Origin of the sequence: Thalassovita autumnalis (assembly GCF_001458255.1) — a bacterium.
GTDB classification, from domain to species: Bacteria; Pseudomonadota; Alphaproteobacteria; order Rhodobacterales; family Rhodobacteraceae; genus Thalassobius; species Thalassobius autumnalis.
In genome coordinates this window covers 12552-25872 of the sequence record NZ_CYSB01000036.1, presented here as the reverse complement: position 1 = coordinate 25872, position 13321 = coordinate 12552, and the positions used below count along the sequence as shown (strand labels likewise).

13 protein-coding genes are annotated in these 13321 nt (G+C 59.5%); 1 reads left to right on the top strand and 12 read right to left on the bottom strand.

Features of this window, described 5'->3' with window-relative positions:
* Nucleotides 1-196: 196 nt before the first annotated feature.
* Together TL5118_RS13750 and TL5118_RS13745 are read right to left on the bottom strand one after the other, a co-directional pair.
* On the bottom strand, nt 197-1159 hold the full coding sequence (locus TL5118_RS13750; RefSeq protein WP_058242679.1) for an alpha/beta fold hydrolase: 963 nt from the start codon (nt 1157-1159) through the stop codon (nt 197-199).
* Nucleotides 1156-1815, bottom strand: a complete 660-nt coding sequence (locus TL5118_RS13745) for a pyridoxamine 5'-phosphate oxidase family protein (RefSeq protein ID WP_058242678.1) — start codon at nt 1813-1815, stop codon at nt 1156-1158. Before TL5118_RS13745 ends, TL5118_RS13750 begins: the two co-directional genes overlap by 4 nt.
* Before the next feature lie 140 nt (nt 1816-1955).
* On the opposite strand from TL5118_RS13745, the gene TL5118_RS13740 reads away from it, so the two are divergent.
* Entirely contained in the window at nt 1956-2858 is a 903-nt protein-coding gene (locus TL5118_RS13740; RefSeq protein WP_058242677.1) for a transcriptional regulator GcvA, read from the top strand.
* A gap of 553 nt (nt 2859-3411) precedes the next feature.
* Here TL5118_RS13740 and TL5118_RS13735 read toward each other — a convergent pair.
* From TL5118_RS13735 to TL5118_RS13690, 10 genes are all read right to left on the bottom strand, one after another.
* Nucleotides 3412-4926 (bottom strand): class I adenylate-forming enzyme family protein, encoded by a 1515-nt coding sequence (locus tag TL5118_RS13735; RefSeq protein WP_370701678.1) that lies wholly within the window; start codon nt 4924-4926, stop codon nt 3412-3414.
* On the bottom strand, nt 4923-5930 hold the full coding sequence (locus tag TL5118_RS13730; protein ID WP_058242676.1) for an NAD(P)H-dependent flavin oxidoreductase: 1008 nt from the start codon (nt 5928-5930) through the stop codon (nt 4923-4925). Before TL5118_RS13730 ends, TL5118_RS13735 begins: the two co-directional genes overlap by 4 nt.
* On the bottom strand, nt 5930-6697 hold the full coding sequence (locus TL5118_RS13725; RefSeq protein WP_058242675.1) for an oxepin-CoA hydrolase, alternative type: 768 nt from the start codon (nt 6695-6697) through the stop codon (nt 5930-5932). The genes TL5118_RS13730 and TL5118_RS13725 overlap by 1 nt, the downstream gene beginning before the upstream one ends.
* Nucleotides 6694-7092 (bottom strand): PaaI family thioesterase, encoded by a 399-nt coding sequence (locus TL5118_RS13720; protein WP_058242674.1) that lies wholly within the window; start codon nt 7090-7092, stop codon nt 6694-6696. Before TL5118_RS13720 ends, TL5118_RS13725 begins: the two co-directional genes overlap by 4 nt.
* Nucleotide 7093: 1 nt before the next feature.
* Nucleotides 7094-8221 (bottom strand): acyl-CoA dehydrogenase family protein, encoded by a 1128-nt coding sequence (locus TL5118_RS13715; RefSeq protein WP_058242673.1) that lies wholly within the window; start codon nt 8219-8221, stop codon nt 7094-7096.
* Complete coding sequence (locus TL5118_RS13710) at nt 8218-9417, bottom strand: acyl-CoA dehydrogenase family protein (protein ID WP_058242672.1); 1200 nt, start codon at nt 9415-9417, stop codon at nt 8218-8220. Before TL5118_RS13710 ends, TL5118_RS13715 begins: the two co-directional genes overlap by 4 nt.
* 10 nt (nt 9418-9427) lie before the next feature.
* Nucleotides 9428-10600: an acetyl-CoA C-acyltransferase gene (locus tag TL5118_RS13705; RefSeq protein WP_058242671.1), complete on the bottom strand. Its 1173-nt coding sequence runs from the start codon at nt 10598-10600 to the stop codon at nt 9428-9430.
* Nucleotides 10601-10699: 99 nt separating this feature from the next.
* Nucleotides 10700-11476 (bottom strand): IclR family transcriptional regulator, encoded by a 777-nt coding sequence (locus TL5118_RS13700; protein ID WP_058242670.1) that lies wholly within the window; start codon nt 11474-11476, stop codon nt 10700-10702.
* The gene (locus TL5118_RS13695) at nt 11476-12816 is read right to left on the bottom strand and encodes a TRAP transporter large permease (RefSeq protein ID WP_058242669.1); all 1341 of its coding nucleotides are present in this window, start codon (nt 12814-12816) and stop codon (nt 11476-11478) included. The genes TL5118_RS13700 and TL5118_RS13695 overlap by 1 nt, the downstream gene beginning before the upstream one ends.
* A complete protein-coding gene (locus tag TL5118_RS13690; RefSeq protein WP_058242770.1) occupies nt 12816-13313 on the bottom strand; it encodes a TRAP transporter small permease in 498 nt (165 codons plus the stop codon). The genes TL5118_RS13695 and TL5118_RS13690 overlap by 1 nt, the downstream gene beginning before the upstream one ends.
* Nucleotides 13314-13321: the final 8 nt, after the last annotated feature.

Genomic DNA, 13321 nt, shown 5'->3' with positions numbered 1-13321 from the left:
CGTCAGGATACATGAAGCTGTGAATTTCTCAAAATGACGCGCAGGTCAAAGCCAAGCTACAGCAAGTTTCTGGTTGCGCCTGTGCGCTCAGCCGACGCTCACATTGCGCCGGAGAGCCCCACACATGGTGTGGCATCAAGCCTGCCCACCATGCAAAGCGGCCCCGGCGACAAAAGCGCACCGGGGCCGGCAGTTATCAGTTGTTGATCCGGGCAAGGAAGTCCTGCATCTCGGCGGCGATCGTGTCACCATATTCCTCAAGCGCGAAATGCCCGGTATCCAGCAAGTGGAACTCCACATCCTTCAGGTCAGCCTTGTAGGGATGGGCCCCTTCGGCCGGGAAGATATGATCGTTCTTGCCCCACAAAATCAGCGTCGGCGGCTGGTGTTCCCGAAACAGCGCCTGCCACTTGGGGTATTCCGTAACGTTGGTGCCGTAGTCCAGGAACATCTCAAGCTGAACTTCTTGGTTGCCCGGACGATCCAGCAGATATTGGACATGCCAGAAGTTGTCAGGGCTGACGGTTGAAACATCGCCAACACCGTGGGTGAATTGCCACTTGGTGGCCTCAAGCGTCAGAAAACCACGCAGCGCGTCACCGTTCTCGGCTGTCGGTTCGGCCCAATAGGCCTTGATCGGATCCCAGAATTCCCGCAGCCCTTCATCATAGGCGTTGCCGTTCTGGATGACGAAGCCGGTGACCCGTTCGGGGTGTTCTGCGAACATGCGATAGCCCACAGGGGCACCGTAATCCATCAGGTAAACCGCGTAGCTGTCGACGCCCTTCGCATCAATCAACTGCGTGACCGTCTGCGCCGCATTGGCAAAGCTATAGTCGTAGCTGTCGGCCGATGGCATGTCGGATGCACCAAAACCCAGGTAATCCGGTGCGATCACGTGGTAATCCTCAGCCAGCACCGGGATCAGTTCACGGAACATATGCGAAGATGTCGGAAACCCATGCAAGAGCAGGATCGTGGGATTCGCTGGATCGCCGGCCTCACGATAGGCGACGGTATGGCCGCCAATTTCCATTGTTTGCATATTCACAGCAAAGGGGCTGGGGGCAGCTTCCGAACTGTCGGGCAGCACGGCGGGAAACAGGGTTGAGACAGCAAACAGTGCAGCAGTAACGGGGGTAGGCAGACTATACTTCATGACTTCTTTCCTTTCAGGGTTACATTTTGGGTTGCCTGCGCAATGGCAGCACGCAGGGCGTTGGTTTCGGCCTTCAGGGCCTCATTTTCGCGACGCAATGCCGCGAATTCTTCTTCGGCCTCTTCAAGGGTGAAGCGGCGGGGGATGTGGCTGGGGCAGTTCCAGTCGAATGCCTCGACTGTGATCAGCACGGCACGTTCGGGATGCGCCGGATAGGATGGGTCATGCAGTTGCGCCAGGATCTCAGGATTGTCCGCACCTTCGATCAGACGGACCCGACCCCAGATCTTCAGGCGCCGACGGTTTGGATAATCCATCAGGATCATCGAAACGCGCTCATTGCCCGCGAAGTTACCGGTGCTGATATACTGACGATTGCCCCGGAAATCGGCATAGGCGATGGCATTTGAAGACAGCACCCGCAGGAAACCGGCAGGACCACCGCGGTACTGCACATAGGGCCACCCGGTCTGGGAGACGGAGGCCTGATAAAAGCCATCCCGCGCCGCAATGAAGGCGACCTCTTGCGGGCCAAGTTCATCTGGATGTGTCACATCATCAGCTAAGAATTTGCTGTAGCCCTCAGCAGATCCCATTCGGGACTGTTGGGTGCGAACTGCAGGCGTAAAGGCGATGGTCGCGAAGGCCCGTGCCATAGCGTTTCCTTTCGGATGTTTGTTAGTTTTTCTGAGTTAACGGCGCCTTTGGGCGCTCTCTGACGCTATGTTTGATTGACACCAAGAGATTTGACAAACGACGTTGTCTATCTCAAGATTAGAAAAACTAAGTCAAAGACATGAATCGTAAGAATTACCCTCTCAACGCCCTACGCGCCTTTGAAGCGGCCGCGCGTCATCTCAGCTTTGTCGCTGCCGCCGAAGAGCTGTCGGTGACGCCGGCTGCAATCAGTCACCAGATCAAAAAGCTGGAAGATTTCCTTGGTGTGCCGCTGTTCCGGCGGCGCACACGTGGGTTGGTGCTGGTTGAAGCAGGCCAATTGCTGGCTAAAGAACTGCATGCGGTTTTTGTGAACCTCGATCAGGCCATGGAGCATGTGATGGAGGCTGACAAAGGGGGCTCTCTGGCGCTGACGGTTGCACCCACCTTTGCCGCAATGTGGCTGATCCCGAGGCTACAGAAGTTCTATTCCCAGCACCCCGAGATTGACGTGCTGATTTCAACCAGCCTTGGGTTGGTTGACTTCCAACGTGATGATTTTGACGCGGCCATCCGTCTTGGTCACGGCAACTGGCCCGGCCTTGAAGCGATCAAACTGTTTGATGAGTCTGTCATACCGATGTGCAGCCCGCGCCTGCTGGAAGGCCCAAACGCCATCAAGACACCATCAGATCTGCGCAAACACGTGCTGCTGCACAATCACTCGATGGATTTCGACCCCGATGCGCCAACCTGGCAGACCTGGCTTGATGCCAGCGGCGCCAAAGACGTGGATGCGTCGCGCGGGATGCACTTCAGCCTACCTGATCACGGGTTGCAAGCCGCGATTGACGGCGCCGGGGTGGTGCTAGGCTGGCGGTTTCTGTCGGCAAATGATGTGCAGGCCGGGCGGGTGGTGGAGCTTTTTGATCTGGAAATCCCGCTCGGCTCGACGTTCTACCTTGTCTACCCTGAAGCCCATTCGAGACGCCCAAACATCGTCGCGCTGCGCAATTGGATGCTGGCCGAGCTTAGCGCGTAGACTACCCTCCCCCCGCTCAGTGCCCCCGCAGAGGTTCTGCTCGCCAGATAAGGAAACCGAAGCGCCCGGCCTTTACCGCCCCCGACTTCATCCAGCGTGCTCAAACGGGGTCTCTTACCGGCGCCCCCGAGTTCACTGGCTTTGTCGCACAAATGGGGTGACGGAGACCAAAATGAACTGCCTAATACTCCTCATCCAAGGCCCCCATCAGGGCCGAGCGCACCCGACCTACATCCCGGATTGCAAGCCGATCGAGGGGTTTCCCGTGCAAACCCTCCTCCATGAACCGGAGTGCCGCGTGGTGCTGATCCACGGTCTGCTCCGCCAGCCACACGCGCGGCACATCCGTTTCCGCCCCAATCCCAATACCACCGGGACCTCAGCCAAATTCTGTGTCCATCGGGGGCCAGATAGATCAGATGCGTTCACTCCCAAAATTCCGAGACGATTGGGCACGCTCCCTATGAAGATCAGAGAAACCTGCCCTTAACGCCAGCCGCGATTACGGAGCAAGCCGAAAGCGACAGGCATTTTAGTGATGCTCCAACTAAGGTCACGTCTCCCGTTCAATCCCCGCCAGATGGGAGGCAAACGCTTGGCGCAGTTTGTGTTTTAGGATCTTTCCTGTTGGCGCTGCGGGCAATTCGCTGGCAAAGATATAGGCGCTGGGGCGCTTATACCCAGCCAAGCGTGACGCGACGAACCCCCGCAGATCTTCTTCGTCGGGCTGGTCCCCAGGCGCAACCTGACAGACGGCAATGACCTTTTCATCACCTTTCACAACATGTCCGATCACGGCGGCTTGGATCACCTTCGGATGCTCGGAGAGGGCAGCTTCGACTTCGGGGGGATAGACGTTGAACCCGCCATGAATAATCAACTCCTTGGAGCGCCCCAGAATATGCAGGTGGCCCTGTGCGTCGAACCGGCCAATATCGCCGGTTTTGAGCCAGCCCTCCCTCAGCGCCTCTTCGGTCGCGACCGGGTTGCGGAAATAGCCCTGCATGATGTGGGGGCCTGATGTGTAGATGTCGCCCCCGGTGTCCTGATCCCCCTCAATACGGACAGACACCCCCGGCAATGGCGGCCCGGTGGAGATATCGGGATCGCCCAGATCGTTGTCCGTGGCGCAAATCCCGGCCGTGGTTTCCGTCATCCCATACCCGTTTTGCAGCGCAACACGGTAGAAGGCCTCAGCTTTGCGTTTCCAATCCGGGTCCAGCGGTGCGCCGCCTGATGACACATAGCGCAGCGCGGGCGAGTTCAAATCGGTCAATCCCCGTTCTTTGACATACTGCATCAGCAAAGCATGCATTTGCGGAACCGCTGACAGCAGCGAAACCCCGTCCTGCAAGGCATTGTATAGCTTTTCGGCCGAGAACCGCGCCTCCAACCGGACATGAGCCCCCGCAATTGCGCAGGCCGTCACGATTGAGGCCAGACCAAAGACATGCGTGATCGGCAGGGCGCCATAGACCAGATCATCGGGTGACATATGGCGCAGTTCGGCACTGGCACGGCCCCCAAACAGCAGGTTGGAATGCGTCAGCATCACCCCTTTCGGATCCCCCGTTGTACCGGTGGTGTAAAGGATGCAGGCCACATCGGTAAGATCCGGATCGGGGTCCGTCGCAGCCTGCAGCAGTGACAACACCCCAAAGGCCCCGCGGATTGGCTGCGCGCCCAAACGTGCGGCATGTGCCTCTGCTTCGGCGGAAATGGCAGAGGTGATGACAACGGCAGCCGGGGTGGCGTGATTGATGATCTTTTCGACTTCGGGCGCGGTTTGGCGGGCATTAAACGGGATGACAACGGCACCAAGACGCGAACAGGCAAAAAGCGTCGCTATTGCCTCAGCGCTGTTTTCCGCCAGCAACAACACCCGATCTGTTGCGCAAACCCCGGCCTGGGACAAGGCCTGCGTCAGGTCGGAAACGGCCCTATCAAGGTCTGCCCAAGACCAACACAACCCTGCCCGATCCGAATAGGCGGGTGCGGCGGGCCGTGTTTCGTATTGGTGCTGCAGCGCGTCATGCCAGCGTGAAAACCGTTCTGATGCCATACTCATACTGCCCCTTCAGTGGTCATAGTGTTAACGCTGTCCAAGCGTCCCAGCGCCGCCAGCGCCTCGTTTTCGAATTGGTACAGAATATCAGCCATCGGCCCGCAACGATCCGTTAATCCCAGCGCATGCCCAGCCGAAAGGATCCCGCGCGACACATCGCCGGTTTCATAGGCCTTACGCCCGATCTGACCGGAGGCCAGAGGCAAAAGATCCTGGATCGTCAGGTTGGGGGTGCTGGCCTCCAACTGATTTAACGCAGCCGTTGTTTCATTCGCCAGACTGCGCACGGTATTGCGCACCGACTGCATGGTTAACGCCGTGTCGCGTTCACTGGCAGATACAAGCGCGGATTTAAAATCCGGATGGGCATTGATTTCATCTGAAACCAGCAGCCGGGTGCCCATCACAACGCCAGAGGCTCCCATTGCCAGCGCCGCAACCAATTGCGCCCCGTGCCCCACGCCGCCACCAATCAAATACGGAATACGCAGAGCCCGCTCAGCCATGGCCGCGTTAACGAAACTGCCGATCATATCCATCCCCGGGTGACCGCCACATTCGGCCCCAACAATGGAAACCATATCCACACCAGCCTCTTGCGCCTTCAACGCATAGCGCACCGCCGGAACCTTGTGGATCACCACAAGGCCAAGGGATTTCAACAGTTCCATATAGGGTTCAGGGTTGCGCCCTGAGGTTTCCACAAACGGCACGCCTTCGTCTGCAATCAGGCGAAAGATATCTTCGGTCTGCTCACCCGGAACCAGTTTCGGCAGCATTGACACATTCACCCCAAAGGGCGCCGCCCCGCATAGTTTACGCGCTTTGGCGATCTCAGCGCGCAGCGCCGCCTGATCGCCGCCAAAACTTGCCGCAGTCATGAAGCCAATGGCACCGGCGCGGCCTGCAGCAGCCACATATTCCGCGTCTGCCAACCATTGCAGCCCCCCCGCCACAACAGGCAGACGGATCCCAAAGGTCTGGGTCACGGCCGTGTTCCAACTCATTAAGAATACCTCGGTTTTCGTTTCTCTAAAAAGGCCGCAATCCCTTCTGCAGCCTCATCAGCACCAATCGCGACTGCCATCGCGTCCCGTTCACTGTTCAGTTGGTCCTGCTCGGTTTGGTCATAGGCTTGCGCAACCAATGCGCGGATTTGTCCCTGCGCAACAGCAGGCCCCTTGGCCAGCCTGTCAGCCAGTGTATGCGCCGCGGACAATACCTGCCCCGTGGGCACGATTTGACTGACAACCCCCAATGCCTGCAAACGGGCCGAGGTTACGGGCTGGCCCATCAGGCACAGCTCCATCGCAAGGTGTCGCGGCACACTGCGGGCCAAGGCAGCCGTCAGGCCACCATCGGGCACCAACCCCGCCTTGACGTAAGACGCAGTAAAGGTTGCATCCTCACCCGCCACGATCAGATCGCAGGCCAGAGCCAATGAAAACCCAGCCCCGGCCGCGCCGCCTTCAACCGCCGCAATCACCGGCACCGGGCAGGCGCGGATCGCCCGGGTCACATCATGCAAAAGCTCAATCCGTGCGTGGCGTTCTTCGATGGACAGGGCGCGGCGCTCTTGCAGTGCATTCAGATCACCCCCGGCGCAGAAAAAGCCCCCCTCGGCCGTCAAGATGATGGCGCGCACGTCAGGACGGGCTGCCATCTCCACGGCCTGTTGGATGGCCTGATACAGTTCAGGGGTCAGCGCGCCGCGCCGGGTGCTGTTGCCGTTCCAAACGATCAACCGATCGCCCCGGTCCTCAAACCGCGTCATTCGCGATCCCTCACACGTTTCAGCACCGAAGAACCGCTGGCGTAGAGGCGACCCTCCTCGGCCTCGCCCCGCAGTTCCGCCTTGGCGTAACAGATCTTGTGACCACCCCCATCAATCCAGCCACGCGCCACAACCCGCTGCCCCGATGGCGCAGCGCTGAGGAAATCGGTTGTCAGCGACAGGGTCACCACCTGGGGCAAACTATCCCCCGTCTGAAAATGGCGCGACGCCGCCACACCCATCGCCGTATCCAGCAACATCGACACAATGCCACCGTGCAGAGTGTCCACCCGATTGAGGTGCTGCCCGCCGATGGAGAGCGAGACCAGAACATCCCCCTGAGGGTCCGTTTCTATGTCATAGCCCACCAGCGCGCGGGCGCCTGTTGAGGTCAAGTCAAGCTGCGGAGAGGTCAATAAACCGCTCCAGGTGATAATCGCTGTCACCGAAACGATGATCGCCCATGATGATGCGTTTGGCGAAATGTGCCAGATCATATTCCTGCGTCATCGCGATACCGCCGTGCATCTGAATGCTTTCTTCGGCGATGCGTTTGCCGATCTGCCCCATCAACGCCTTGGCCGCGCTGATCTGGCGATCCCGATCCGGGCCGTCGAGATGGCCCAGGGCATTGATCGTTGCGGAACGTGCCTGCTCCATTTCTATCAGCATCTCAGCAACGCGGTGTTGCAAGGCCTGAAAACTGCCCAGAGGTTTGCCAAACTGGCGCCGCGTCATCAGATAATCCTGTGTCATTTCACAGGCCGTGTGCATGGCGCCCAGCGTTTCCGCCATTTGCGCCACTGCGGATCGGGCCATTGCCTTGGTCAGGGCATCCCCGCCCTGCCCCGCCGTGCCAAGGCGCATCTCGGGCGTCAGGGTCACGCCGTCCAGAACCACCTCAGCCGCGCGTCCCCTAGAGGCAAGCGCATAGCCCTGCAAGACCAAACCTGCAGTGTCACGTGGCACCAAGAACAACGAGATGCCTTCCCAATCCCTCAGCCCACCAGCCTCACGCGCGGAAACGATCAGATACTCAGACGCCTCCGCGTTCACGACCACGGCCTTGCGCCCCTCCAGACGGATACCTTCCGCATCCTCTGCGGCGCGGCAGGTCACATAGGGCAGGTCATAGCGCGCCTCAGGTTCGCCATGCGCAAGCGCGACATGCAATTCGCCCGCGATGATCTGTTCGACCAGTGCCTGTTGGTCAGCGTTGCCAAGGTCCGCGATGATCCCGCCGGCCAGAACGGCAGTGTCCAGCACCGGCTCAACCACGCCTGCGCGGCCCAGTTCCTCAAACACCACAGCGATGTCACCGCCTGCCCCACCAAAGCCGCCCTGCGCTTCATCAAACAGCGCGCCGATCACGCCCAGCTCTGCCAGCTGAGACCAGATCTCACGGGACAGACCGGCAGGATCAGACAGCACCTCATTCCTGAGCGTGCTGCTGTACTTGTCCGCCAGAAACCGCCGCAGCGTATCCGACAGCATTTGACGTTCGTCACTCAGATCAAAATTCATCCCCGACCTCCCAGTGCCGTCTTGGCAATGATGTTTTTCTGCACCTCATTCGCACCCCCAAAGATCGAGATCTTGCGGTTGTTGAGATACGCCTTTGTCACCGCCCCGGCATTCAATGGATCGGGCAAAGGTGCGTTGCTGCCCTCCACGTCTTCGGAGGCAAAAGGCATTGCGTAGGGACCGACAGCACGCCGGGCCAAATCGTTGATTGCCTGACGGATGTCAGTGCCTTTCACCTTCAGCATCGACGCCTCAACACCCGGTGCCCGGCCAGCGCCGGCAGCTGCCAAGATGCGCAGATTGGACGTGGCCAGCGCCATCAGTTCAATTTCCACCTGCGCAATCCGTGCAGCGAACAAGGGGTTTTCCGACAGCGGGCGGCCATTGTGATTGGCCGTGCGTGCCAGCCGCTTCAGGGCATCAAGCCCCGCCTGACAGAAGCCAACCCCTGCGATATTGGTACGTTCATGGGTCAGCAGGTACTTGGCATAGGTCCAGCCTTTGTTTTCCTCCCCGACCAGGTTTTCGACCGGCACACGTACGTCTGTCAGCCAGACCTCGTTCACCTCGGGCGTGCCATCCAACAGCACAATCGGGCGCACCTCCACACCGGGGGTGTCCATATCAATCAACAAGAAGCTGATGCCTTCCTGGGGTTTGCACTCGGTATCGGTGCGCACGAGGCAGAAGATCATGTTGGCGAACTGTCCCAGCGTGGTCCAGGTTTTTTGACCGTTCACCACATAGTGGTCCCCATCCCGGACCGCGCGGGTTTTGAGGCTGGCCAAATCGGACCCTGCCCCCGGTTCAGAATAGCCCTGACACCACCAATCCTCACCAGACAGAATACGCGGCAACCACCGGTCCTGCTGTTCTTTGCTGCCAAATTCCATCAGCACTGGTGCCAGCATCGAAAGGCCAAAAGGAACAATCCGCGGCGCCGAGGCGCGGGCGGCCTCTTCTTCGTAGATGAACCGCTGCACCGCAGTCCACTCCGCCCCACCGTGGGATTTTGGCCAGTTCTGCGCCAGCCAACCGCGGGCGTGCAGCGTTGCGTGCCAGCCCTCCATCTCGGCCTTTGTCAGTTCACGGCCCGTGCGCACCTTCTGTGACACCTGCGGGTCAAGATGTTCGGCCAGGAAATCGCGCACGTCCTCGCGAAATGCCAGCTCCTGTTCTGTGTAACTCAAGTCCATGTTTCGCCTCTTAGAAAATCTCTACCAAGCCAGCGGCCCCCATGCCGCCGCCAACGCACATCGTCACAACGCCCAGCTTGGCTTTGCGCCGCTGCCCTTCCAACAAAAGGTGGCCCACCATCCGCGCACCCGTCATCCCAAAGGGATGCCCAATCGCGATCGATCCCCCGTTGACGTTCAGCTTATCCGGGTCGATCTGCAGGTGGTCGCGGCAGTATAGCACCTGACTGGCAAACGCCTCATTCAACTCCCAAAGATCGATGTCATCCACCGTCAGCCCGTGGCGCTCCAGCAGGCGCGGCACGGCAAAGACAGGACCGATCCCCATTTCATCCGGGGCGCACCCTGCCACCGCGAACCCCTTGAAGGCGCCCAGCGGTGTTACGTTTTGCCGCGCGGCTTCACTCTCAGGCATCACAACAAGCGCTGCAGCCCCATCGGACAGCTGCGACGCATTGCCAGCGGTGACAAATCCCCCCTCACGCACAGGTGCAAGGCCGGCAAGCCCGTCAATGGTTGTTGTCGGGCGGTTGCATTCGTCCCCATCCACCACAACAGTCTGGCTGGATACCGCGCCAGTGTCACGGTCCTTGACCGCCATGACGGTTTCCATCGCGACAATTTCATCCTGAAACAGACCGGACTGTTGCGCCGCAGCGATGCGCTGCTGGGACAGCAGAGCGTAGTCATCCTGCGCCTGGCGGCTGACGCCATAGCGTTGCGCGACAATGTCAGCGGTTTCGATCATGGTCATGTAGATGTCCGGCATATGCTCAGAGAGCCACGGATCACGCACCGGTTTGTTTTCGGGCTGGACCATGGAAATGCTCTCCAGCCCGCCAGCCACCATGACGCCGGCACCGTCTGCCTTGATGGCCTGCGCCGCCATTGCGATGGCCTGCAGCCCGGACGAACAGAACCGGTTGACCGTCTGACCTGCCGCACCCAGTCCCAGCCCCGCACGCAGCGCAATCTGTCGGGCGATGTTCTGACCTGTTGCCCCCTGCGGGTAGCCGCAGCCCATGATCACGTCTTCAACCGAAGCCGGATCAATACCAGCGCGGGCCACAGCATGTTCGACCACATGAGCCCCCATCGCGGCCCCATGTGTTGTGTTCAGCGATCCGCGAAACGCCTTCGCAAGCCCTGTGCGGGCAGTGGAGACCAGAACAGCCTGTTCCATCACGATTTTTCCTTATCCAACTTAATCAGCGTTTTGCCCAGCATCAGCCCGTTAACGAAGCATTGAAGCGGGCAGAAAAACGCAATGTTCTGAGGGGACTCATCCCCGGCGTGCCAGCGTGGGGGCACGGCCCGTGCGGCGCTCCAGATCACGGACCAGATCGCGCAACGCCGGGCCAACCTCCTGTTCCATCCGCTCTAGGTCCAGATCTTTGGGCAATGCACCGCAAGTAAAGGAAACTGGCGCACCATATTCCCCTGCAAAGAACGGCACACTGACCGCATGGATCCGGCGGGTATATTGGGTATCTGCTGGCGTGATCACAAAGCCCCGCTCAAGCAGTTGCTCATAGCCACGCTGACGCATCGCGCGCTGGTCCTCCGTCGGTGACAACGCTGCAAACTGCTCCTCCCCCATTGCGGCCAAAGTCGCCAAACCGGACGAGGACCCGAACAGATCCAGCCTGTGACCGGGTTCCAGCCAGATCGAGGCGGTGTTCTGTGGCCGCCAGGTCCGCGCCAACATCATACGGTCGGCATCTTGCATCGCGATCAGCGCAAGCGTCCCACTGCTATCCGCAAGTTTCTGCATCGCTTCAGACGCCATCTCGACAAAGCTGATCGACACCTGCGCCACAGATCCCAGCAACAGAACGGAGGGCCCCAATCGAAACTTATCGTTTCGCCCGGCGTGGCTCAGATAGCCCAGCTGGCTCAGCGTATAGGTCAAACGGGTCAGCGTCGGCTTGGGCAATCCCGTCCGCTCAGCGATCTGCGTGTGTGTCAGCCCATCATCGCTGGCGCGGAATGCCCGCAGTACGCTGAGCCCCCGCGCCAGAGTGGTGGCGAATTTGCGGTCTTTTTCGTCGCTGCCCATCATCGTGCCCCCAAAGGAATAAGGAGGGACAGTATCGGAAAACTCATGATCAGCAGCAACACCACCATGTCGACCGAAAGAAACCGCGCGATCCCAGCAAAGATCCGATCAATCGGGGCGTCCTTGCCAACCACATTTGCGATCACGAAAACATTCAGCCCAACCGGCGGCGTGATCAGACCGATTTCCAGCAGCTTGATCACCACCACGCCGAACCAGATCAGGTTCAAACCGTAGCTTTCGACCAGAGGCACCAGCAGGGGCAAGGTCAGAACCATAATCCCGATAGGGTCCAGGAACATGCCCAACAACAGATAGATCAGGGCAATGCAGATCATCAGCGTGACAACAGGCAAATCCGCGCCGGACACCGTTTCGACAATGACCGGCGCAATCCCCGTCAGAGCGATGAACGACACGAACACCTTGGCGCCTGCAGCAATAAAGAAGACCGCCGCCGTTTGAACACATGTCTCCTTCACACTGTCCCATAGCCCGGTGAAGGTCAGCGTGCCCTGCGCAAATCCGATCAGGGTCGCGGCAGTAACACAAACCGCGGCGGCCTCGGTCGCGGTGAAAATGCCGCCGTAGATCCCACCAACGATGACCACGAACAGCATCAGGGCGGGCCAAGCCGCAATCGCAGCCTCCCGGCGTTCGCTGGCTGAATAGACCTGCCCCACCTCGGGTGCGATTTCAGGGTTACGCATCACCCAAACCCAGATCACCAGCAGAAAGCCCGCCAAAGTCAGCAACCCCGGCAAGATACCAGCCAGAAACAGCTTGGAAATCGACGTTTCGGTGAAGATCCCGTAGATGATGAACAAGACCGACGGCGGGATCAACGATCCCAGGGTGCCGCCAGCCGCAACGCTGGCGGTTGCAAGGCGCGGATCATATCCCATCCGCAACATCTCAGGCGTGCAGATGCGCCCCATGGTCGAGGCACAAGCGATCGAAGATCCGGTGATCGCGGAAAACCCGCCACATCCGATGACGCTGGCCATGGCGACGCCCCCGGGGATCCTGGTCATCCACACTTTGGCTGCGAAATAGATCTTGGTGGTGATTTCAGCCCGGTAAGCGATGTGCCCAAGGGCCACGAACAACGGGATCATCGACAGCGAGTAGGAGTGAACCAGATCGAAGGAGTTGTTGAACACCATCGACGTGGTCGCCCGCAGCGCCCGTTCCGGCATAAAGCTGCCCGTGCGAAAGGCAAAGATGATAAAGGTTGCGGCAACCGCCACAGCCCCCAGAGCAAATGCAATCGGCACCCGTAGCGCCAACAGCACCAGCACGCTGGCAAAGGCCAGCAGTCCAATCGTCGCGGGATCCATTAATGTGCCTCTTTATCTTTGACGACGCCACCTTTGGCGATGGTCGCAATATCGCCCAGCATCAGCATGGCCAGGCGCAACCAGCACACCGCCAAGGCCAATGTGTAAACCAAACGCCCCGGCCATTTTGGCAATCCCAGATCACCAAAATAAAAGCTGCCCGATCCCCATTCGCCCATAAATGCGCGCGCTCCGGCATAGGTCAGGGGGGCAAGCGCCAGCAGCCCAACGAATGACCCCAGTACAACCAACCAGGATCGCACCCGTTCGGGGAACCAGTTCGATACGAACTCGACCACCACATGGGCGCGCTGCGCTGTCGCGATGGACAGGGGCAGCAAAACAGCAGCCAGCATCAGCTCTTCAACGATGATGTTGCTGTCAGGGATGTTCCAACCGACCAGACGTGCCAGAACGTTGGCTGTGATCAGGCCTCCCATCCCAATCACAGCCAGAGCGGCAACGCCGAGCAAAACACGATCAAGCACGTTCGACATAGCCGTCA

What these genes read in the sequence shown, in the direction of transcription:
- TL5118_RS13750 (WP_058242679.1), bottom strand. Translation starts at nt 1,159, where the DNA reads ATGAAGTATAGTCTGCCTACCCCCGTTACTGCTGCACTGTTTGCTGTC.
- TL5118_RS13745 (WP_058242678.1), bottom strand. Translation starts at nt 1,815, where the DNA reads ATGGCACGGGCCTTCGCGACCATCGCCTTTACGCCTGCAGTTCGCACC.
- TL5118_RS13740 (WP_058242677.1), top strand. Translation starts at nt 1,956, where the DNA reads ATGAATCGTAAGAATTACCCTCTCAACGCCCTACGCGCCTTTGAAGCG.
- TL5118_RS13735 (WP_370701678.1), bottom strand. Translation starts at nt 4,926, where the DNA reads ATGAGTATGGCATCAGAACGGTTTTCACGCTGGCATGACGCGCTGCAG.
- TL5118_RS13730 (WP_058242676.1), bottom strand. Translation starts at nt 5,930, where the DNA reads ATGAGTTGGAACACGGCCGTGACCCAGACCTTTGGGATCCGTCTGCCT.
- TL5118_RS13725 (WP_058242675.1), bottom strand. Translation starts at nt 6,697, where the DNA reads ATGACGCGGTTTGAGGACCGGGGCGATCGGTTGATCGTTTGGAACGGC.
- TL5118_RS13715 (WP_058242673.1), bottom strand. Translation starts at nt 8,221, where the DNA reads ATGAATTTTGATCTGAGTGACGAACGTCAAATGCTGTCGGATACGCTG.
- TL5118_RS13710 (WP_058242672.1), bottom strand. Translation starts at nt 9,417, where the DNA reads ATGGACTTGAGTTACACAGAACAGGAGCTGGCATTTCGCGAGGACGTG.
- TL5118_RS13705 (WP_058242671.1), bottom strand. Translation starts at nt 10,600, where the DNA reads ATGGAACAGGCTGTTCTGGTCTCCACTGCCCGCACAGGGCTTGCGAAG.
- TL5118_RS13700 (WP_058242670.1), bottom strand. Translation starts at nt 11,476, where the DNA reads ATGGGCAGCGACGAAAAAGACCGCAAATTCGCCACCACTCTGGCGCGG.
- TL5118_RS13695 (WP_058242669.1), bottom strand. Translation starts at nt 12,816, where the DNA reads ATGGATCCCGCGACGATTGGACTGCTGGCCTTTGCCAGCGTGCTGGTG.
- TL5118_RS13690 (WP_058242770.1), bottom strand. Translation starts at nt 13,313, where the DNA reads ATGTCGAACGTGCTTGATCGTGTTTTGCTCGGCGTTGCCGCTCTGGCT.